Below are 20,006 nucleotides of genomic sequence, written 5' to 3'. Positions count from 1 at the left end.
GCTACTGGGCCGGGTGGCTGGGCAGGACGCACACTGCGTCCAGGCCCAGGACGTGGTTGAGGCGGCCGAAGGCCAGCCAGGAGCCGAGACACATGGACAGTTCCACGATTTCGGCCTGGGTGTAGTGCGCCAGCATGCGCTGGAAGAAGTCGTCGTCGAGGTTGTGGTGGTCGAGGGCGTAGCGTTCGGCGTACTCGGCGGCCAGCCGCGTGCGGTCGTCGAAGGATGCGGTGGTGCGCCAGTTGGTCACATCGTCGGCGAAGGACTCCTCGACCTTCTCGCCATTGCGGTCGGTGCGCCAGTCCAGGCAGAACAGGCAGCCGTTGATCTGCGCGATGCGCAGGCGCGCGGCCTCGAATTCCCGCAGTCCCAGGGTGGTGTGGGAGTAGACGGCGAGGGAGAAGTTGGCGGCGGCCACGCCGATGCCGGGGACCATTTCGCCCCACACGTAGCCGATGGGGTCCTTGCCCTCGGGAATGTCGATGATCATGGGGTGCTCCTGTCGAGAGTGCCGGGGCGGAGGGGGATGTCGAGGGCGTCGTAGAGGCCGGGTGCGGCGGCGGTGAGCCAGTCGATGGCGTGCACCAATCTGCCCACGGCGGTGGCGTTTCCGCCCGCGGAGTGATTGCCGTCCTCATCGGTGGCCTGGAGGGTGAGCTCGATGCGCGGGCGGCCCTCGATGATGACGCGGTGGGCGCCGTCGCCGGTGGGCGGCAGCGGCCAGTCGGGGGCGCAGGAGGCGTGGATGCGGGTGACGTGCTCGATGACGATGCGGGGGCGGCCGGCGACTATGCCCTGCACTTCGAAGCGGATGGCGCCCTGGGTGCCCGCCTCGAATCTGCCCATGCGCTCGGTCTCGACGGTGTCGTCGAGGGGACGGCGTTCGACGACCTCCTGAATATCGTCGAGGTCCACGCCGAGTCCGCGGGCCAGCAGCCGAATCTGCCCGCCCCACACCATGGTCGGCACGGTCGGCAGGAGCATGGGCGGCTGGTAGTCCATGGGCTGGCCCATGCCGACCAGGTAGCGCACCGAGTCGGGCTGGTCGTAGGTGGTGTAGTCGAAGATCTCCTGGCAGCGGACCACGTCGACGTGGCTGCCCAGACCGCTCAGCAGCAGCGGCAGCACGTCATTGCCCCAGCCCGGGTCGATACCGGAGACGAACAGCGAACCGCCGCCCTCGGCAATGGCTTCCAGCACCTTGCCGCGGAGTTCGGCCGGGGCGCTGCGGTGGTCGTAGAGCGGGTACAGCGCGGGGGTGACCACCACGGCTCCGGCGCGAATCGCGCGCAGGATGTCGGCGAGCGCGTCGTCGGGACGGATGTCGCCGGAGGCGGCGTACACCACCGCGCGCGGTCCGGCGGCGAGGGTGGCGGCGATATCGTCGGTCGCCGCCACCCCCAATTCCGTCTCCAGTCCGGCCAATTCACCGGCGTCGCGGCCGACCTTGGCGGGGTTGTGCACGAGCACGCCGGACAGTTCGAGCGCCGGATGGGCCGCGACGGCGCGAATGGCGGCCCGGCCGACATTGCCGGTGCCCCAGACCACGGTGGAAATCATGGCCGGAGGGTAGCAATTGCTTGGTCCGTTCCGAGGCGATTTCCAGAACACGTTCCAGTTTTCTCGCGGCCGCCTCGGGAGCCGGGTTCAGCGTGAGGACATGGCCGACAAGCGCTGGTCGAGCACGGCCGCCCAATCGACATTGCCGAGGGCGTTGTAGTCCACGAACAGCACGTCGAAGACATCGCTGCCCTCGCTGATCCAGCCGCCCTTCTTGTCGGCCTCGAGAATGACGTCCATGCCCTCGGGCCGGGCGACGAAGGTGACCTCGAGCTGGTTGAGCCGCGGATACCGGTGCGCTGGACCGAATTCGATCTCCTGATAGAACGGCAGCTCCTGGCGGATGCCGCGCAGCTGCCCCCATTCCACATCGGCCGAGCGCAGCGGCAGGCCGAGGCGTTCGATGGCCTCGAGGATGACGTGCTGCGCGGGCAGCGCGCCGATGCCGAGCGGATCGCTGTCGCCCGCGTCCACCGCATTCTCGATCTCGACAATGGTGCGCACCGACACCACCGCGCCCGGCAGGTGGCGGCCGTTGTAGAAGGTGATCGGGGTTTCCAGCGGCGTGTACAGCGAGAACGGGATCTCGAAGGGCTCATTGGGGCCCAGCGTGAAGGCCCAGTGCACATCGGTGCGGCCGAAACCCCGATCGCCCTGCGACTCCTCGTCGGAATGCTCGAACTCGACGCGGGTGACGAATTCCAGTGCGACGCGGGCGATGTCCTGCGCGACCTTGCCGCCGCGCAAGCGAATGACGCCCTGCACCGTGCCGCCGGGCTGCACTCCCGGGGTGTGGAGTTCGGTCTCGACCTCGGCGCCGCCCACCCCGACGGACGCCAGCAACTTCTTGAACATGTCCCCCAGTGTGTCCGGTGATCGGCGAGAACGCTTCCCCGATCCGGCAACCCGTGATCGAATTCTCCGATGAGCAGCATCGAGGCGCTCGAGCAGATTCGCGCCCTGAAGTACCGTTACCTGCGTTCCCTGGATCTGAAGCTGTGGGACGAGTTCGCCGACACGCTGAGTGCGGACATCGTCGCCTCCTATGGATCGCCGTCCGGCGGCAGGCCGCTGGATTTCACCGGGCGCGACGAGGTCGTGGACTACATGAGCAAGAGCCTGGGCGGCAATATCATCACCGTGCACGTGGCCAACCACCCGGAGATCACCGTCGACGGCGAGACCGCCACCGGCAGTTGGTGTCTGGAGGACACGGTGATCGTCCCCGACTTCCGGGTCCTGATTCGCGGCGCCGCCTACTATCGCGACGAGTACCGCCGCGAGGACGGCGTCTGGCGGATCGCCCGCACCGGGTACGAGCGCATATACGAGTCCAGCATGTCCACCGAGGCCCTGCCCGGCTACACCCTCACCGCCAACCGCTGGGCTCCCGCGTAGCAGTCATCGAGTTGTAAACGTTTGTCGGTACCCCCCGCGATAGTGAGTTGCACGGCCGCGCAGCACTGTTCGGCCGCCGCATCTCATCTCGACAAACGCTAGGAAATCGATGCGCAAGATCCTCATCGGCATGGCCGGCGTCGCCTTCGCGACCCTCGCCACCGTCGCGCCGGCCGCCCCCGCGCAGGCCTACACCGGCTACTGGGGCGCCATGGCCGTCTCCGCCGACGGCGACCTCGGCTGGTCCTGGAACTACCAGTCCGAGAGCGCCGCCAATGACGCCGCCCTCGAAAAGTGCGGCTACGGCAGCTGTTCGGTCGTCACCACCTTCACCGACTGCGGTGCGGTGGCCTACTCCGAGTTCATGAACAAGTACACCGGCGGCTACGGCGCCACCCCGTACGAGGCCGAATCCGATGCCAAGTGGTACCACGACTCCTACCTCGTGAAGGAAGCCATCTGCAACGGCTGACCCTCGGATTCCCTTGTGCTCAGCGCTCGGCGGCCTCGACCAGCTTGCGAATCTTCTCGGCATTCGCCGGCGCGGCGGGGTTCTCCCAGAACGGTTCGGCGGACGCGTAAGGCGTGCCGTACACCGGGGTGTCGGGCTGGGTGCGCCGCTGTCGGCAAGGGAACCGATATCGACGGTGTCGTATCCGAGAGCGTCGATCAAGTGGGCGGCAGCGACTTTCGCGTCGCTGCCGTCCCCCGCGATGGGCAGGGCGGTCCGGTCGGCGGCGCCACCGGGCCATGCCCCCTGCCGACATCCGGCGGTGCGGTGATGTTCCCGGCGGGGCGCAGTTCGTTCTCGCGGCCGCCGACCACCGGCGGCCGCGAGAACTCGCCGGGTGGTCTCAGCCCAGGGTGATGGCGTCGAGGCGGGTGCGGAGGAATTCGGCGGAGATGACCGGCTGCAGGCCGTCGAGGCGGCCGATCGGCGGGGCGAGGGGGGTGACGCGGGCGTCGTGGTCGAGTTCGTAGAAGTAGATGAGGGATACGAGGTCTTCGTCGGGGGCGGATTCCTGGGGTGGGAGGACGCGGTGGCGGCCGGCGGGCCAGCGTTGGCCGCTCCAATGCGCGAGGAGGTCACCGATGTTCACGGTGAGGGCCGACGGGTCGTAGGGGGCGTCTTCCCAGCCGCCTTCGTCGGTGAAGACCTGCAGGCCACCGGCCCCGGGTTCGCGGTCCAGGACGGTGACGGTGCCGAAATCGGTGTGCGGGCCGATGCGGAACTGGCCGGGTTCGGGCGCGCCCACGTGGGTGAGGGGTGGGTACCAGTTGATATTGCAGGTCCAGGTGGGGCGGGTGGCGAGGTCCCGGAAAGGGTTGTGCGGCAGGTCCAGTGCGGCGGCGAAGAGGGCCAGCAATTCATCGGACAGCGTGCGCATGGCGTCGGTGTAGGCGGTGGCGAGGTCGCGGAGTTCGGAGATCTCCCGGGGCCAGACATTGTTCAGGAACCAGACGTCGTCGACGGCCGGATCGCCGGTGGGGGTGTCCGCGCCGAGGGCGAAGGTCTCCTTGAGATCCGGCGGGGTTTCGGTGCCTTCGGCATAGCCGTTGGCCTCCATGCCGGGGCCGATCCAGCCGCGTCCGCCCACCGAGACCGCGTAGCGCTGTTTCACCTGCTCGGGGAGGGCGAAGAAGCGGCGGGCGGCGGCGCGCAGGGCGGCCGGAAGTCCTTCGGGCACACCGTGTCCGCGCACCAGCAGGAAGCCGGCGCGCTGCATGCCCGCGTCGACCTCGCGGAGCACGGCGGCGGCCGGGTCGCCGCCGGCGCGCCAGCGGTCGAGGTCGATGGTGGCGATGGCGGTCACTCGGCTACTCCTATGTCCTCGTGCCAGAGGTCCGGGCGGTCGGCGATGAAGCGGGTCATCAGGTCGATGCAGGCCGCGTCGTCGAGCACGGTGATGGAAACCCCGTGTGCGGCAAGCCAATCGTGGCCGCCGGTGAAGGTCTGGGCTTCGCCGACGATGACCGCGCCGATGCCGAACTGGCGGACCAGGCCGCTGCAGTACCAGCACGGCGACAGGGTGGTCACCATAATGGTGTCGCGGTAGTCGCGGCGGCGTCCGGCATTGCGGAAGGCGTCGGTTTCGGCGTGCAGGCTGGGGTCGTCCTGCTGGACGCGACGGTTGCGACCGCGGCCGAGCAGATTGCCCGCGCTGTCGAACAGGGCGGCGCCAATGGGGATGCCGCCTTCGTCCAGCCCGATCAGTGCTTCCTCATAGGCGGTGACCAGCAGTTCCGATGCCTTGATCATGCCGATCATGCTGCCACCGCCGCGCGCGATATCCGGGAACGCTCGAGGGTCCAGTAGATCGCGGCGGACAGCACGAAGCCGACGAAGAAGGTGATGTCGCCCAGTTCCGGCAGCTGCCGGGGGATCAGCCCGACGAACTTGTGCTGATTGGAGAACAGCAGCACCGACACGCCCAGGCCGATGCCGAAGGCCGCGACACCACTGTGGTTGACGTAGGTCCTGTCGTAGAGCAGGTGGGCGACGGGCCGGCCGCGGCGCAGGAACTGGTCGGTCAGCACCACGCCCAGCCAGGGGCCGATCCAGTAGGCGACGATGAGCAGGAAGGCCTCGTAGCTCGCGGCGGCGTCGGCCAGGGCCCACCAGGCGACCAGGAAGCCGATGCCGCCGAAGGCGACGCAGACCAGGGCGCGCTGGGTGTGCACCGGGAGTTTCACCCCCATGGTCACGAAAGCCATTGCGCCGGAATAGACATTGAGCGCATTGGCCGCCACCGCCCCGATCGCGATGGCCAGCAGCGCCAGATCCGCCAGCAGGCTCGGCAGGTTGCCGGTGAACACATCGGTGGGGCTGCCGGTCGCGGTGCTCGCTATGGTCGCCGACGCCGCGCCGAGCATGCTGAGCCACAGGCAGGAAATGAACAATCCGGCCGCCGCGTACAGCCCGGTCGCGGTCCTCGACACCGTGGACGGCAGATAGCGGGAGTAGTCCGCGGCGTAGGGATTCCAGCCCGCCGCATAGCCGAAGGCGGTGCCCACGGTCAGCAGGAAGCCGCCGAGGCCGCCCGCTCCCCCGGCGGGCGCGGCCGCGCCGAGCTCGGCCTCGCCGAAGATCGCGATGGTGCCGAGGACGAACACGACGGCCAAGAGCGGGAAGGCGATTCGCTCGAACGCCTGCACCAGGTTGTGGCCGAAGAACGCGAAGGCGGTCTGCGCCACCACGATCACCAGCAGCGCCGGCACCTTCGGCAGGCCCGTCAGGGTGTTGAGTGCGAAGGCCCCGCTGACGCTGTTGGTGGCGAACCATCCGACACCGCACATGACCGACATGAAGGCGGCGGGCAGCGCATTGCCGCGATAGCCGAAAGCCATGCGGCCCAGCACCATTTGCGGGACGCCGTGCAGCGGCCCGCGCGCGGAGAGCACGTAGTGCGCGGCCGCGCCGAGGCCGACACCGACCGCGAGACCCAGGCTCGCCTGCCAGAAGTTCATTCCGAAGGCGGTCACCGAGAGCACGCCGATGAAGATCGTCGCGAACTCCAGATTGGGAGACATCCACGTCCAGAACAGCTTTCGCGGCGTTCCGTGCCGGGCGGCCTCGGGAATGTACTCGTCACCGCCGGGCTCGATGGCGGCGACGCGATCGCCGTAGGCGACCTGGGACTCGTCGGTCAGTGCCACTGTTGTTTCCTCCCGCTATCTCTCGTGGGTTTCCTCGAGCACGGTGCGGCCCAGCAGCGCGTAGCGCGCCGGATCACTGCGCTTCAGGTACGTGGCGTAGCCGATCCCGGCGAGGGCGACGAGCGCCACCAGATACGGGGTCGCCTTCAGAATGAGCGAATCGGCCTCCGCGCCCGCGGCGGTATCCATATTGACCACCAGCAGCAGCACCACGCCGAGCATGGCGACGCCGCCGAGGAGCGGGGCCAGGAAGGTCTTGAACCAGTGCCGGGTCTCGGGATGGTTGGTGCGGAAGTAGTTCATGACCGCGAACGAGGTCACCGCCTGCACCACCAGGATGGCCATGGTGCCGAGCACCGCGAGCAGCGTGTACAGACCGGTGTAGGGATCCTTGCCCGCCAGCGCGAAGGCCAGCACCAGCACGGCGGCGATCCCGGTCTGTACCAGGCCCGCGATGTGCGGCGAACCGTGCTTGGGGTGGGTCCGGCCGACGGTCCTCTGCAGCCCCGGAATCACGCCTTCGCGGCCGAGTGCGTAGAGGTAGCGGGAGGCGCAGTTGTGGAAGGCCATACCGCAGGCCAGCGAGCCGGTGATCATCAGCCACTGCATGGTGGTGACCGCCCAGTGCCCGACATAGGTCTCGGTGGGCGCGAAGAAGACGTTCATCGGATTGGCCGAGGCGGCGTACTCCAGCGCCGTGTCCCGGCCGGTGCCGGAGATGGCCATCCAGGACACGAATACGTAGAACGCGCCGACGCCGAGCACGGCGATCATGGTGGCGCGCGGGATGATCCGCTTGGGGTCCTTGGATTCCTCGCCGTACATGGCGGTCGATTCGAAGCCGACCCAGGACCAGAAGGCGAAGAACAGTCCCAGTCCCGCGGAGGCCGCGCCGCTGAAGGCGTTCACCGGGTTGATCGGTTCCAGGGAGATGCCCTCGGGACCGCCGCCGTGGAACAGCACCGACACCGCCATGATGGCCAGCACGATCACCTCGGTCACCAGCAGGCCGATCAGCACCCGTTCGGCCACGGCCACGCCGAACCAGGTGCTGAAGGCGTTGATGGCCAGCATCAGTATCGCGAAGATCCACCACGGGATGTCGACGCCGGCTTGGTCCAGCACCGTGGTCTGCGCGAAATAGGAGAAGATGCCGATGATCGACGGCTCGAACACGATGTACGCGAAGGTGGCCAGCAGGCCCGCCGCCAGCCCGGCGGTGCGGCCGAGGCCGAAGGAGATGAACCCGTAGAACGCGCCCGTGGCGGTGATGTGTTTCGACATGGTGGTGAAGCCGACGGAGAAGATCGCCAGCACCACCATGGCGATGAGAAAGGCCGCGGGCGTTCCGATTCCACTGCCCGCCGACATCATGAACGGCACATTGCCCGTCATGGCCGTGATCGGCGCGGCCGTCGCCACGGCCATGAACACCACGCCGAGCAATCCGACGACATTGGGTTTGAGTCGTGAGACCGCGCCCGTCGTCTCGGTTCCGCTCGAAAGTACGGGTGGCGTACTCGCTTCCATCTGTGTAGCTCCTCATCCCGGTCGCATGACCGTGTGAGGGATTGTGCGGGCGAGTTTGTTGCGCGGATATGAAACCGAGTTACCAGCGGAAATCAATACTGTGACTCAAGTCACAAACCTTACAGGCTAGATGATTCACCTTCCGCGACTTTACGGTTCGTCGATGGACAACGCCTTCGCCCGTGCGATGTGGCGGGCGCTCGAGCCCCTGCACGCCGTCACCTATTTCGCCCCGGAATGCCGCGCCGCCAATAAGGCCGTCGGCCTGCGCGGCTATTGGATGGGCTACTTCGGCGCCCGCTCCGCCCCCTTCGGCCCGGTCGGTCCCAGCGTCGTGGAAGCCACCTTCTACAACTTCCACCCGGCCATGATCCGCCGCGCCATCCCCGACGCCTGGTCCTTCGCCACCCCGGAGGCCATCCTCGAAACCCGCCGCACCGCCGCGGCTTCGGTGCTGCGCACCCTCGTCCCCGGCCTGGCCGACCTCGCCGAGCAGACCCTCCCCCGCCTCCAGCAGTCGATCGACCGGGCCTCCGCCTCCGGCCGTCCCCTCTTCGCCGCCAACCGCGACCTCCCCACCCCCGGCGATCCGGCCCAGGCTTTCTGGCAGGCCGTCACCACCCTGCGCGAACACCGCGGCGACGGCCACATCGCCTGCCTCCTGGCCGAAGGCATCGACGGCTGCGAAGCCCACGTCCTGTTCATGGCCTTCTCCGGCGGCCCCGCCTCCTTCTGGCTGGAGAACCGCGGCTTCACCGAATCCGACTGGGCCGCGGCCCGTTCCCGCCTGGAATCCCGCAACCTCCTCACCGGCGACCAGCTCACCGACGAGGGCCGCGCCCTGCGCACCCACATCGAATCCCGCACCGACGCCCTCGCCGCCGCGCCCTACCGCGACATCCCGAACATCGAGTCCGTCCTCACCCTGCTCACCCCGGCCGCCAAGGCGATCGCCCACAGCGGCACGGTCCCCTACCCCAACCCCATGGGCGCCGACCCGGCCTGATCCCCTCGCGCGCAGCAGAGACTACGCCGGCCAATCGAATCCCCTTGTCCGTCAAGAGGGTTCGATGTCGATCGCGGTAGCGGAGCGAGTCCGGGATCGGGCCGATTGCGATGTCATCCCTGAGCGCCCCCGGTGTCGTGACCTATTTGGTCTGATGTGCCCGTTGTCAGTCGGGCGAAACCGTGAGGTCGCGGATCAGCAGGGCGGTGTGCAGCGAGGTGCGGGTTTCGCCATTGTCCAGGTCCACGTCGAGGATTCGCTCGATGCGGGAGAGGCGGTCGTAGAGGGTGGGCCGGGAGATGTTGAGGCGCTTGGCCAACTCGGTCTTATTGCCCGCCAGGTCCAGGAATTGGCGGAGGGTGCGGGTCAGGTCGGTGGCTTGGCGGATGTCGTGGCGGAGCAATGCGCTCAACTCCGTCTCGGCGAATCGCTGCACGCCCGGCTCGTCGCGGATCAGGGAGAGCAGGCCGCGCAGGCGGACGTCGCCGCTGCGGTAGAAGGCGCGGGGGGCCGAGGTCGGCAGGGAGAGCGCCACTTCGGCGACATGCGCCGCCTGGGCGAGCTCCCGGGCGGTGTCGAGCAGGGAATCGGATTCGGAGCCCGCGCCGAGGACGGCGCGGTCTATGCCCGCCACGCGGCGGATTTCGGCGAGCATGGTGGTGCACACCGCGGTGAGCAGATCGTCCAGGTCGCCGGTGCGGGAGACGGCGAGGATGAGGATCACGCGATTGCCGTGATCGGGGGCGGCCAGGGCCGTCGCCTTGGCGAGCGCGACACCGTGCAGGGCCGCGTCGAGAATGGCGGCGGTGCGGCGCTGGTGGGCGACGGGATCGGATTCGGTTGCGGCGGAGACGGCTATGGCCAGGGGGACGTAGCGGGCGCGGCGGGACAGGCCCAGGGTGGCGGCCAGGGCGACGGCATCGCGCTCGTCGGTCAGACGACCGGTGATCATATCGTCGATGAGGCCGGTCTGGGCCTGGCGGTGCAGGCCGAAGCGGTCGCGCTCGATCATGCGGTGCAGGGTCAGGGTCTGCGCGGCGCGCTCCAGGACCATGCGGGCGCGGGCATTGGGGACGCGGCTGGACCGCAGGATGAGCCGGCCCCAGCGTTGGGTGTGCGGGCCCACGGGGACCACGTTCGCATCGTGATCGGGCAGCAGGCGGGAGGTGGATTCCCAATGGTCGAGCAGGGTGGAGGTGGCGGTGTGGCGGGCCGTCAGCGCCAGGACGCGGTGGGTGAGGTCCTCCAGGACGACCGAGGCGTCGAGCATGCCCGCGGCGGTCTTGACGATTTCGGCGAGGGAGGCGCGGCGCACGCTCAGTGCCGTGAAAGTCTCGTGGACGGTGCGGGCGAATTCCAGTTCGGCGTACTGGTCGGCCACGATCACCCGGTGCACGGCCTCGGTGACCTCGACGAAGCGGACGATCCGGTGCAGCGCGACAATCGGCAGCCCGAGCCGGTCGGCGGTCTCGCCGATGATCGGCGGCAGTTCCTTCAGATAGGTGCCCAGCTCCACCACCAGGCCCGAAACACCGGCCAGGGACAGCGATTCCAGATATTCGACGCCGGCCGCGTCGCTACCGGCCAGGGCTTGGCCGGTGGTCAGGATCAATTCCCGGCCGACCAGCAGTTTCGCGACATCCGGCAATTCGCTGACGTGCACCCACCGCACCGGCCGGTCCAGGGACCCGCCGCCGATCACTTCCGGCTGCCCGGCGCGCACCACCGGCATCGCCAGGACATCAGCGACTGAGAGGAGCACCGACGAATCGTAATACGAAATGCGGAATCGCGTACAGATCGTCGGGAGGCTGATCGGCGGTCATGGTGCAGAGTTGAAGCCGGGCCACCGTAGTCCCCGCCGGGCGGGGCGCGGAACCGTCCTCCCTCCGAGGCCCGTCCCAGTCGTGCCGGCGACCGGGGCGGGCCCCTTGCGCATATGCAGGTCCATCCATCGAATCGAGGAGATATGCAGACCATCGCACACTGGCTCGACGGCAAACCCTTCGCCGGAACCAGCGAGGCCAATGCGCCCGTGACCAATCCCGCCACCGGCGTGGTGACCGGACACGTCACGCTGGCCAATGTCGCCGACGTGCGCACGGTGGTCGAGGCGGCCGCCGCGGCGTTCCCGGAGTGGCGGGATGCCTCCCTCGCCAAGCGCACCCAGGTGCTGTTCAAGTTCCGGGAGCTGCTCAATGCCCGCAAGGAGGAATTGGCCGCGATCATCACCTCCGAGCACGGCAAGGTGCTCGCGGACGCGCTCGGCGAGGTGACGCGCGGGCTGGAGATCGTCGAATTCGCCTGCGGCATCCCGCATCTGCTCAAGGGCGGGTACACCGAGAACGCCTCCACCAAGGTGGACATCTTCTCCATCCAGCAGCCGCTGGGGCCGGTGGCGATCATCTCGCCGTTCAACTTCCCGGCCATGGTGCCCATGTGGTTCTTCCCGGTCGCCATTGCCGCGGGCAATACGGTGGTGCTGAAGCCGAGCGAGAAGGATCCCTCGGCGTCGCTGTGGATCGCGGAGCTGTGGGCCGAGGCCGGGCTGCCCGACGGTGTGTTCAATGTGGTGCAGGGCGATAAGGTCGCCGTGGACGAGTTGCTGGAAAACCCCGGCATCAAGGCGGTTTCGTTCGTCGGCTCGACCCCGATCGCCAAGTACGTCTACGAGAACGGCACCAAGCACGGCAAGCGCGTGCAGGCCCTGGGCGGAGCCAAGAACCACATGGTGGTGCTGCCCGACGCCGATCTCGACCTCGCCGCCGACGCCGCGGTGAACGCGGGCTTCGGCTCCGCGGGCGAGCGCTGCATGGCCATCAGCGCGCTGGTGGCGGTCGGCCCCATCGCCGATGACCTGGTCGCCCGGATCACCGAGCGCGCCAAGACCATTCGCACCGGCGACGGCACCCGCGGCACCGATATGGGACCGCTGGTGACCGAGGCCCATCGCGACAAGGTGGCCTCCTACGTCGCGGCCGGTGAATCCGCCGGAGCCACCGTCGTTCTCGACGGACGCGGCATCCAGGCCGATGGCGCGGAGGACGGATTCTGGCTCGGCCCCACCATTCTCGACAATGTCACCCCCGAGATGAGCGTCTACACCGACGAGATCTTCGGCCCCGTCCTGTCGGTGGTGCGGGTGGAGACCTACGACGAGGCGCTGGCCCTCATCAACGGCAACCCCTACGGCAACGGCACCGCCCTGTTCACCAATGACGGCGGCGCGGCCCGGCGCTTCCACAATGAGGTCGAGGTCGGCATGGTCGGCATCAACGTCCCCATTCCGGTGCCCATGGCCTACTACAGTTTCGGCGGCTGGAAGAACTCGCTCTTCGGTGATTCGCATGCGCACGGCACCGATGGCGTGCACTTCTTCACCCGCACCAAGGCCGTCACCACCCGCTGGCTCGATCCCAGCCACGGCGGGCTGAATCTCGGCTTCCCGCAGAACCACTGAGAAGGACACTGCGATGACTCTCCCGAACGGACTCGATCCGGAGGCCGCCCGCGCCGCGGCGGCGCGCACCTACGAGCTGGATCGCAAGCACGTCTTCCACTCCTGGTCGGCGCAGGCCGCGCTGAAACCCATGGTGGTGAGCGCCGCGCAGGGCTCGTATGTGTGGGACGGCGACGGCAACCGCCTGCTGGACTTCTCCTCGCAGCTGGTGAACACCAATATCGGGCATCAGCATCCGAAGGTGGTCGCGGCCATCCAGGAGCAGGCGGCCAAGCTGTGCACCATCGCCCCGCAGCACGCCAATGACGCGCGCTCGGAGGCGGCGCGGCTGATCGCCGAGCGCACGCCGGGCGAGCTGAACCGCATCTTCTTCACCAATGGCGGCGCGGACGCGGTCGAGCACGCGGTGCGCATGGCGCGATTGCACACCGGGCGCTACAAGGTGCTGGCCCGGTACCGCTCGTATCACGGCGGCACCGAGACGGCGGTCAACCTGACCGGCGATCCGCGGCGCTGGCCCAATGATCACGGCAATGCGGGCATCGTGCACTTCTTCGGGCCGTTCCTGTATCGCTCGCAGTTCCATGCGAGCACCGAGGCCGAGGAGACGCAGCGGGCGCTCGAGCACCTCGAGCAGACCATCGCCTTCGAGGGGCCGAGCACCATCGCGGCCATCATCCTCGAATCCGTGCCGGGTACGGCCGGAATCATGGTTCCCCCGCCGGGATACCTGGCGGGCGTGCGGGAGTTGTGCGACCGCTACGGCATCGTCCTCATCGCCGATGAGGTGATGGCGGGCTTCGGCCGCACCGGAAAGTGGTTCGCCATCCAGCATTTCGATGTGGCGCCGGATCTGCTCACCTTCGCCAAGGGCGTGAACTCCGGATATGTGCCGCTGGGCGGCGTCGCCATCGCACCGCATATCGCGGCGACCTTCGACGATCGCGCCTATCCGGGCGGGCTCACCTACTCCGGGCATCCCCTGGCCACGGCCGCGGCGGTGGCGACCATCACTGCCATGACCGAGGAACGCATTGTCGAGAACGCCGCCGAGATGGGCGAGCGGGTGCTCGGCCCGGCGCTGCGGGAGCTGGCCGATCGGCATCCCTGCATCGGCGAGGTGCGCGGGCTCGGCGTGTTCTGGGCCCTGGAGCTGGTGCGCGACCGGGAGACCCGGGAACCGCTGGCTCCCTATGGCGGCACCAGTCAGGCCATGGCCGAGACCATTGCCGCCGCCAAGGCCGCGGGCCTGCTGCTGTTCGTCAATTTCAACCGGGTGCACGTCGTCCCGCCGTGCACCATCTCCGAGGCGGAGGCCAAGGAGGGTCTGGCCATCCTGGACCAGGCGCTGTCGGTCGCCGACTCGCATCTGGGCTGAACACGATCGCATCCCGCCGCCGTCCCGCTCGGCGGGATAGCGGCGGATTTGCCCGTACCGGATGCGGAATCGGGCAAAGAGTGCGAACGTGTGGTGGCTGCTCGGTGACCACGACATGAATCAAGGAGCGCAGTGAGTCAGCAGGAACTCCAGTACATCGGCGGTGCGCGCCGGCCCGGGTCGGATGAGCCGCTGTCCGTTACCGCGCCCGCCACCGGCGAGGTCATCGCCACCGGCACGGGCGCGAGCGCCGCGGATGTCGACGCGGCCGTGGCCGCCGCCAAGGCCGCCTTCCCGGAATGGGCGGGCAGGACGCCGGGCGAGCGCTCGGACATCATGCACGCCTGGGTGCGCGTACTGCGCGAGCGCGCCGGTGAGCTGGCCGCCGTGGAAAGCGTCAACGCGGGCAAGCCGATTCGGCTGGCCCAGGAATTCGATGTGCCCGGCGCCATCGACAACACCGCGTTCTTCGCGGGGGCGGCACGGCAGCTGGAGGGCAAGTCGGCGGCGGAGTACTCCGGCGACCACACCTCGATGATTCGCCGCGAACCGCTCGGCGTGATCGGGTCCATCTCGCCGTGGAACTACCCGCTGCAGATGGCGGCGTGGAAGATCCTGCCCGCGGTGGCGGCGGGAAACACCATTGTGCTCAAGCCTTCCGAGCTGACGCCGCTCACCTCGCTGCTGTTCGCGGAGGCCGCGACGGCGGCGGGCGTGCCCGCGGGCGTCATCAATGTGGTCACCGGCGTCGGGCCGGTCGCGGGGCAGGCGCTGGTCGAGCATCCCGATGTCGCCATGGTGTCCTTCACCGGATCGACCGCGGTCGGCCGGCAGGTCGCCGCGACCGCGGCGGGCTCGGTCAAGCGCGTGCATCTGGAACTCGGCGGTAAAGCGCCGTTCGTGGTATTCGACGACGCCGATCTCGAGGCCGCCGCCCGGGGCGCGGTCGCCGGCGCTTTGATCAATGTCGGCCAGGATTGCACCGCGGCCACGCGCGCGTATGTGCAGCGGCCATTGTTCGACGAATTCGTCGGGCGGGTCGCCGATCTCATGGATCGGGTGACGCTCGGGCCGGTCGAGGATCCGGAAACCGATATGGGACCGCTCATTACGCGCAAGCATCGCGACAAAGTGATCGGCATGGTCGATCGCGCCCGCGACGCCGGTGCGAAAGTCGTTCGCGGCGGCCGCATTCCCGAGCACACGCACGAGGGCGGCGCATACTATGAGCCCACCTTGATTACCGGCGCCGCGCAGGATTCGGAAATCGTGCAGCAGGAAGTCTTCGGTCCGGTGCTGGTGGTGCTGCCATTCGATACCGATGATGAGGCCATCGCACTCGCCAATGACACCGCCTACGGTCTGGCCGCCTCGGCCTGGTCGACCAATGTGTACCGCACGCAGCGCGCGAGCCGCGAGATCCAGGCCGGATGCGTGTGGATCAACGACCATATTCCGATCATCAGCGAAATGCCGCACGGCGGATACAAGGCGTCGGGTTTCGGAAAAGACATGTCTGCCTACGCATTCGACGAGTACACCAATATCAAGCATGTGATGTCGGATATCACCGCGGCCGCGCACAAGCCGTGGCACGACGTGATCTTTCGCGCCGAGTAAGAGGACGGATCGTCCACAACCGAATACAGACCGCCGTGGGGGTGGGTCGCCGAATCGCTCGGCACCCGCCCTCACCGGCATGCCCGCAGCAGAAATCACGCTCCACAACTGAATTCGTTGCGTAACAGGGATTTTTCAATGGAATCGCTTGCGCAGAAACCAGACTATGGGAATATCTTCCCAACGCCGCAGCACCGCTGCGCACTTCGGAATCTCGTTTGGTGAAGGTGCCACCCCATGAACAAGTCCCCGGACTCCCTGCCTCCCCAATTGCACGGCATACTCGGCGCCCGGCCCACCCGCCGCGGCCTGTTCCGCGGCGGCGCACTGCTCGCGGCCGCCGGCGCGCTCACCGCCTGCGGCACCAAGGGTTCGTCCAATACCGGCGCCGACGCCTGCACCGCCCCGACCGACACCTCAGCGACCGATAAGACCCTCAACTTCTCCAACTGGCCGGGCTACCTCGACGAGGATCCCGGCAATGCCGAAGTGCACCCCACCATGGCGGAATTCACCGCCAAGACCGGCATCTCGGTGGAATACGTGGCCGATGTCAATGACAACAACGAGTTCTGGGGCAAGGTCAGCGCACAGCTCACCGCCTGCCAGTCCATCGGCCGCGACATCATGGTGCTGTCGGATTCCACCGCGGTGAAGGTGGTGCGGCAGGGTTACACCCAGAAGTACGAGCTGTCGAAGATGCCGAACTTCAGCAAGAACCTCGCGCCCATGCTGCGCACGACCGAGATCGATCCGGACAACGATCGCATGGTGCCGTGGCAGTCCGGTCTGGTCGGCATCGGGGTGAACACCAATGTCACCGGTGAGGTGCGCACCATCGACGAACTGCTCACCCGGCCCGATCTCAAAGGCAAGGTGGTCTGCCTGACCGAGATGCCCGACACCATGGGCCTGATGCTGCATTCGCTCGGTAAGAGCGCCGCCAAGTTCAGCGACGACGACTTCGACAATGCCCTGGCCAAACTGCAGAAGGCGGTGCAGTCCGGGCATATTCGCAAGTTCACCGGCAACGAGTACGTGCAGGATCTGGTGAAGGGCGATATCGCGGCCTGTATGGCGTGGTCCGGCGATGTCATCCAGCTGACCGCCAAGGACGAGAAGATCAAGTTCATCAGCCCGGACGAGGGGGCCATGCTCTACTCCGACGAGGCGCTCATCCCCATCACCTCGGCCAAGGCCGGCAATGCGATGAAACTGCTGGACTACTACTACGATCCGGCGGTCGCGGCGCGGCTGTCGGCCTTCGTCAACTATGTGTGCCCGGTGGCCGGCGCGCAGGAGGAGATGGCCAAGTTCGATCCGGAGCTGGCCAAGAACGAGCTCATCTTCCCCAGCGTGGAGACCCAGCGGAAGCTGGAGGTCTTCATGCTGCTGGACGAGGCCAAGGACAAGGACTACCAGTCCAAGTTCCAGGCCGTCACGGGGGCGTGAGGGTGACTGCTCGAGACCTCCATATCGAGGGCGTGACAAAGAGTTTCGGCGATTTCACCGCCGTGTGCGAGCTGGATCTCACCATTCCCGACGGGTCGTTCTTCGCGATCATCGGGGCCTCCGGCTGCGGAAAGACCACGACGCTGCGCATGATCGCCGGGCTGGAGGAGCCGACCACAGGGCGAATCAAGCTGGGCGACACCGATATCACACCGCTGCGGCCGTATCGGCGGCCGATCAATACCGTGTTCCAGAGCTATGCGCTGTTTCCGCACATGACCGTCGAGGACAATGTCGGTTACGGGCTGCGGCGCAAGGGCGTCGGCAAGGCACAGGCGCGCACCCAGGCCGCGCAGATGCTGAAGCTGGTGCAGCTGGAGGGTTTCGGGTCGCGCAAGCCCGCGCAGCTGTCCGGCGGGCAGCAGCAGCGGGTGGCGCTGGCCCGCGCGCTGGTCAACCATCCCGAGGTGCTGCTGCTCGACGAACCGCTGGGCGCACTCGATCTCAAGCTGCGGCGGCAGATGCAGCTCGAGCTCAAGCGATTGCAGACCGAGGTCGGCACCACCTTCGTGCACATCACCCATGATCAGGAAGAGGCCATGAGCATGGCCGATACCGTCGCGGTGATGAACGGCGGGTGCCTGGAGCAATCCGGTGCGCCGCAGGAGATCTACGACTATCCGGCGACCGCTTTCGTGGCCAACTTCCTGGGGCAGACCAATCTCATCGAAGCCACGGTCACCGGCAGCGGCGACTGCGTGACCGTGGACGCGCACGGGCAGCGGCTGGCCGTGCCGGTCGAGCGCAGCCGGGTCACCTCGGGCGCGGCGCTGGTCGGCATCCGGCCCGAAAAGCTGTACATCGCAGCCGATCCCGAGAAGGTGCCCGCGGCGCACACCAGCATTGCCGGCACCGTCACCGATGCCATCTTCCTGGGTGTGTCGACGCAGTATCTGGTCAAGGCGGAGTGGGGTCAGGAGCTGACCGCGCTGGTGCCCAATGCCGGTCCCGCGGCCACCATCCGGCCGAATTCGCCGGTGGCGGTGCACTGGCATCCCGATCACGCCTTCCTGCTGGGACGGTCGTGATATGCCTGCCCTGTTACCCACCGCGGCCACCGAGGTCGCCGCACCGCGCGTGAAACGCGGGCGCACACCGTATCTGCTGCTCGCGCCCGGCATGCTGTTCCTGCTGGTGTTCTTCGCGGTGCCGACGGTGCAGCTGCTGGCGGCCAGCATGTACGACCGGACCGGATCCATCGAATCCGGTTACGCGCAGACGTTCTCGATCGACAACTTCTCCTTCGCGTGGGAGCTGTACCACCCGCAGATCCTGCGGTCGCTGGGATATTCGCTGATCTGCACCGTGCTGTGTCTGCTGCTCGGATATCCGCTCGCCTACGCCATCGCCTTGAAGGGCGGGCGGTGGAAGAACCTCATGCTGCTGGCCGTCATCGCGCCGTTCTTCACCAGCTTCCTGGTGCGGACCTTCGCGTGGAAGGCGATCCTCGCCGATACCGGTGAAGTGGTGGGGTTCCTCAAGGCCATTCACCTGCTCGACGCGGACGGGCGGCTGCTGGCCACGCCCATCGCGGTGATCGCTGGACTGGTCTACAACTTCCTGCCGTTCATGGTGCTGCCGCTCTACGCCAGCCTGGAGAAGCTGGACCCGCGGCTGCTGGAGGCCTCCGCCGATCTGGCGCACGGGCCGGTGCGGACGTTCTGGCGGGTGACCCTGCCGCTGTCCATGCCCGGCGTGGTCGCCGGAACACTGCTGACCTTCGTGCCCGCCATGGGCGATTACGTCAATGCGCAACTGCTGGGCAACACGAATACCACCATGATCGGCAATGTCATTCAGTCGCGTCTGCTGGTGGTGAAGGACATTCCTGTCGGCTCCGCGCTGTCGGTCATGCTGATGCTCTCGATTCTCGTGCTGGTGGTGCTCTATCTGCGCAAGACCGATACCGATGAGGTGGTGTAGATGTCCCAACTCTCGGGACTCTCCGAGGCTTCGCCCCGGAAACCCCGGACCCGGACCCGGCCCCGGCCCCGGCGAATCGCGCAGTGGCTGCGCGCGAATTGGGTGCTGCTGCTCGGCTTTCTGATCCTCGGATACCTGCTCGCGCCGATCGCGGTCGTGCTGCTGCTGTCGTTCAATCAGCCCGGCAGCCGCAATACCACCTATGTTCTCGACTTCGACGACTTCCACTTCACGCTGCACAACTGGACCGATATGTTCGGCCCCGCCGGATTGCGTGACGCGCTGCTCATGAGCCTGCTCATCGCCACGCTCGCGGCGCTGGTCGCCACCGCGCTGGGCACCGGAATCGCGTTCGCGCTGGCGCGTTATCGCTTCCGCGCGCGCTCCACGGTGCAGGCGCTCATCTTCCTGCCGATGGCCACTCCCGAGATCGTCATGGGCTCATCGCTGCTGACACTCTTCATCGGATTGGGCATTCCGCTCGGGTTTTGGGCTATTCTCATCGCACACGTCATGTTCTGCTTATCGTTCGTCGTAGTCACCGTGAAGGCGCGATTGGCCGGGCTCGACCCGAGGCTGCAGGAGGCGGCCATGGATCTCTACGCGACGCCGTTCCAGGCGTTCCGATCCGTGGTGCTGCCCCTGGTCTGGCCGGGCATCCTGGCAGGCGCCCTCCTGGCGTTCTCGCTGTCCTTCGACGACTTCGTGGTCACAAACTTCACCGCCGGCACCGAACAGACCTTCCCCATGTATGTCTGGGGTATCAACCTGCGTGGCATTCCGCCGCAGGTCAATGCGGTCGCCAGTGCCACCTTCCTGATTTCGCTGGTCTTCGTCATCGCCGGGCAGCTGCGCATGCGCCGCCGCTCCGACGATCGCGCCGCCACCAGCTGACCCTTCCGCGAGCCGCCGGTCGATCCTCCCTGTTCCGGGAGTGATCACCGGCGGCTTTCGCGCACCCG

The 20,006-nt window shown here is 67.5% G+C and carries 18 protein-coding genes; 10 read left to right on the top strand and 8 right to left on the bottom strand.

Annotation, left to right across the window (positions count from 1 at the left end):
* Position 1: 1 nt before the first annotated feature.
* The 3 genes from ACYQ5L_RS12240 to ACYQ5L_RS12230 all read right to left on the bottom strand — a co-directional run bounded on the left by ACYQ5L_RS12240 (position 2) and on the right by ACYQ5L_RS12230 (position 2,415).
* A complete protein-coding gene (locus tag ACYQ5L_RS12240) occupies positions 2-490 on the bottom strand; it encodes a carboxymuconolactone decarboxylase family protein (RefSeq protein WP_459957475.1) in 489 nt (162 codons plus the stop codon).
* The gene (locus tag ACYQ5L_RS12235; protein WP_459957474.1) at positions 487-1,560 is read right to left on the bottom strand and encodes an NAD(P)H-dependent amine dehydrogenase family protein; all 1,074 of its coding nucleotides are present in this window, start codon (positions 1,558-1,560) and stop codon (positions 487-489) included. Before ACYQ5L_RS12235 ends, ACYQ5L_RS12240 begins: the two co-directional genes overlap by 4 nt.
* A gap of 87 nt (positions 1,561-1,647) precedes the next feature.
* The gene (locus tag ACYQ5L_RS12230; RefSeq protein WP_459957473.1) at positions 1,648-2,415 is read right to left on the bottom strand and encodes a sporulation protein; all 768 of its coding nucleotides are present in this window, start codon (positions 2,413-2,415) and stop codon (positions 1,648-1,650) included.
* Positions 2,416-2,484: 69 nt separating this feature from the next.
* Between ACYQ5L_RS12230 and ACYQ5L_RS12225 the strand changes: the two genes are divergently transcribed.
* Complete coding sequence (locus ACYQ5L_RS12225) at positions 2,485-2,958, top strand: nuclear transport factor 2 family protein (RefSeq protein WP_459957472.1); 474 nt, start codon at positions 2,485-2,487, stop codon at positions 2,956-2,958.
* Between the two features lie 109 nt (positions 2,959-3,067).
* Positions 3,068-3,430, top strand: a complete 363-nt coding sequence (locus ACYQ5L_RS12220; RefSeq protein WP_459957471.1) for a DUF4189 domain-containing protein — start codon at positions 3,068-3,070, stop codon at positions 3,428-3,430.
* 382 nt (positions 3,431-3,812) lie between these two features.
* On the opposite strand, the gene ACYQ5L_RS12215 is transcribed toward ACYQ5L_RS12220, so the two are convergent.
* Genes ACYQ5L_RS12215 through ACYQ5L_RS12200 form a run of 4 tightly spaced genes read right to left on the bottom strand, consistent with a single transcriptional unit; the run spans position 3,813 to position 8,145 of the window.
* A complete protein-coding gene (locus ACYQ5L_RS12215; RefSeq protein WP_459957470.1) occupies positions 3,813-4,772 on the bottom strand; it encodes an isopenicillin N synthase family dioxygenase in 960 nt (319 codons plus the stop codon).
* Positions 4,769-5,218, bottom strand: coding sequence for a nucleoside deaminase (locus ACYQ5L_RS12210; RefSeq protein ID WP_459957469.1), 450 nt, complete (start codon positions 5,216-5,218; stop codon positions 4,769-4,771). Before ACYQ5L_RS12210 ends, ACYQ5L_RS12215 begins: the two co-directional genes overlap by 4 nt.
* A gap of 5 nt (positions 5,219-5,223) precedes the next feature.
* Positions 5,224-6,615: a purine-cytosine permease family protein gene (locus ACYQ5L_RS12205; RefSeq protein ID WP_459957468.1), complete on the bottom strand. Its 1,392-nt coding sequence runs from the start codon at positions 6,613-6,615 to the stop codon at positions 5,224-5,226.
* A gap of 15 nt (positions 6,616-6,630) precedes the next feature.
* On the bottom strand, positions 6,631-8,145 hold the full coding sequence (locus ACYQ5L_RS12200) for an APC family permease (RefSeq protein ID WP_459957467.1): 1,515 nt from the start codon (positions 8,143-8,145) through the stop codon (positions 6,631-6,633).
* 163 nt (positions 8,146-8,308) lie between these two features.
* On the opposite strand from ACYQ5L_RS12200, the gene ACYQ5L_RS12195 reads away from it, so the two are divergent.
* On the top strand, positions 8,309-9,151 hold the full coding sequence (locus ACYQ5L_RS12195) for an SCO6745 family protein (RefSeq protein WP_459957466.1): 843 nt from the start codon (positions 8,309-8,311) through the stop codon (positions 9,149-9,151).
* Between the two features lie 166 nt (positions 9,152-9,317).
* Here ACYQ5L_RS12195 and ACYQ5L_RS12190 read toward each other — a convergent pair whose 3' ends face one another.
* On the bottom strand, positions 9,318-10,913 hold the full coding sequence (locus ACYQ5L_RS12190; RefSeq protein WP_459957465.1) for a PucR family transcriptional regulator: 1,596 nt from the start codon (positions 10,911-10,913) through the stop codon (positions 9,318-9,320).
* Between the two features lie 207 nt (positions 10,914-11,120).
* On the opposite strand from ACYQ5L_RS12190, the gene ACYQ5L_RS12185 reads away from it, so the two are divergent.
* The 7 genes from ACYQ5L_RS12185 to ACYQ5L_RS12155 all read left to right on the top strand — a co-directional run bounded on the left by ACYQ5L_RS12185 (position 11,121) and on the right by ACYQ5L_RS12155 (position 19,938).
* Positions 11,121-12,611 (top strand): CoA-acylating methylmalonate-semialdehyde dehydrogenase, encoded by a 1,491-nt coding sequence (locus tag ACYQ5L_RS12185; protein WP_459957464.1) that lies wholly within the window; start codon positions 11,121-11,123, stop codon positions 12,609-12,611.
* Positions 12,612-12,624: 13 nt separating this feature from the next.
* Positions 12,625-13,989 (top strand): aspartate aminotransferase family protein, encoded by a 1,365-nt coding sequence (locus ACYQ5L_RS12180; protein ID WP_459957463.1) that lies wholly within the window; start codon positions 12,625-12,627, stop codon positions 13,987-13,989.
* A gap of 132 nt (positions 13,990-14,121) precedes the next feature.
* Positions 14,122-15,609 (top strand): gamma-aminobutyraldehyde dehydrogenase, encoded by a 1,488-nt coding sequence (locus tag ACYQ5L_RS12175; protein WP_459957462.1) that lies wholly within the window; start codon positions 14,122-14,124, stop codon positions 15,607-15,609.
* 237 nt (positions 15,610-15,846) lie between these two features.
* Positions 15,847-17,061: an ABC transporter substrate-binding protein gene (locus tag ACYQ5L_RS12170; RefSeq protein WP_459957461.1), complete on the top strand. Its 1,215-nt coding sequence runs from the start codon at positions 15,847-15,849 to the stop codon at positions 17,059-17,061.
* A 32-nt stretch (positions 17,062-17,093) separates the two neighbouring features.
* Entirely contained in the window at positions 17,094-18,149 is a 1,056-nt protein-coding gene (locus tag ACYQ5L_RS12165; protein WP_459957460.1) for an ABC transporter ATP-binding protein, read from the top strand.
* A 91-nt stretch (positions 18,150-18,240) separates the two neighbouring features.
* The gene (locus ACYQ5L_RS12160; RefSeq protein WP_459963408.1) at positions 18,241-19,044 is read left to right on the top strand and encodes an ABC transporter permease; all 804 of its coding nucleotides are present in this window, start codon (positions 18,241-18,243) and stop codon (positions 19,042-19,044) included.
* The gene (locus ACYQ5L_RS12155) at positions 19,045-19,938 is read left to right on the top strand and encodes an ABC transporter permease (RefSeq protein WP_459957459.1); all 894 of its coding nucleotides are present in this window, start codon (positions 19,045-19,047) and stop codon (positions 19,936-19,938) included. It abuts the gene before it with no gap.
* Positions 19,939-20,006 lie beyond the last annotated feature (68 nt).

Source organism: Nocardia sp. IFM 10818 (genome assembly GCF_054655275.1).
This window is presented reverse-complemented; position numbering and strand designations above follow the sequence as displayed.

Excerpts from the sequence above, each read along its gene's own strand:
- ACYQ5L_RS12240 (WP_459957475.1), bottom strand. The coding sequence starts at position 490 with ATGATCATCGACATTCCCGAGGGCAAGGACCCCATCGGCTACGTGTGG.
- ACYQ5L_RS12235 (WP_459957474.1), bottom strand. The coding sequence starts at position 1,560 with ATGATTTCCACCGTGGTCTGGGGCACCGGCAATGTCGGCCGGGCCGCC.
- ACYQ5L_RS12230 (WP_459957473.1), bottom strand. The coding sequence starts at position 2,415 with ATGTTCAAGAAGTTGCTGGCGTCCGTCGGGGTGGGCGGCGCCGAGGTC.
- ACYQ5L_RS12225 (WP_459957472.1), top strand. The coding sequence starts at position 2,485 with ATGAGCAGCATCGAGGCGCTCGAGCAGATTCGCGCCCTGAAGTACCGT.
- ACYQ5L_RS12220 (WP_459957471.1), top strand. The coding sequence starts at position 3,068 with ATGCGCAAGATCCTCATCGGCATGGCCGGCGTCGCCTTCGCGACCCTC.
- ACYQ5L_RS12210 (WP_459957469.1), bottom strand. The coding sequence starts at position 5,218 with ATGATCAAGGCATCGGAACTGCTGGTCACCGCCTATGAGGAAGCACTG.
- ACYQ5L_RS12200 (WP_459957467.1), bottom strand. The coding sequence starts at position 8,145 with ATGGAAGCGAGTACGCCACCCGTACTTTCGAGCGGAACCGAGACGACG.
- ACYQ5L_RS12195 (WP_459957466.1), top strand. The coding sequence starts at position 8,309 with ATGGACAACGCCTTCGCCCGTGCGATGTGGCGGGCGCTCGAGCCCCTG.
- ACYQ5L_RS12185 (WP_459957464.1), top strand. The coding sequence starts at position 11,121 with ATGCAGACCATCGCACACTGGCTCGACGGCAAACCCTTCGCCGGAACC.
- ACYQ5L_RS12180 (WP_459957463.1), top strand. The coding sequence starts at position 12,625 with ATGACTCTCCCGAACGGACTCGATCCGGAGGCCGCCCGCGCCGCGGCG.
- ACYQ5L_RS12170 (WP_459957461.1), top strand. The coding sequence starts at position 15,847 with ATGAACAAGTCCCCGGACTCCCTGCCTCCCCAATTGCACGGCATACTC.
- ACYQ5L_RS12160 (WP_459963408.1), top strand. The coding sequence starts at position 18,241 with ATGCTGTTCCTGCTGGTGTTCTTCGCGGTGCCGACGGTGCAGCTGCTG.
- ACYQ5L_RS12155 (WP_459957459.1), top strand. The coding sequence starts at position 19,045 with ATGTCCCAACTCTCGGGACTCTCCGAGGCTTCGCCCCGGAAACCCCGG.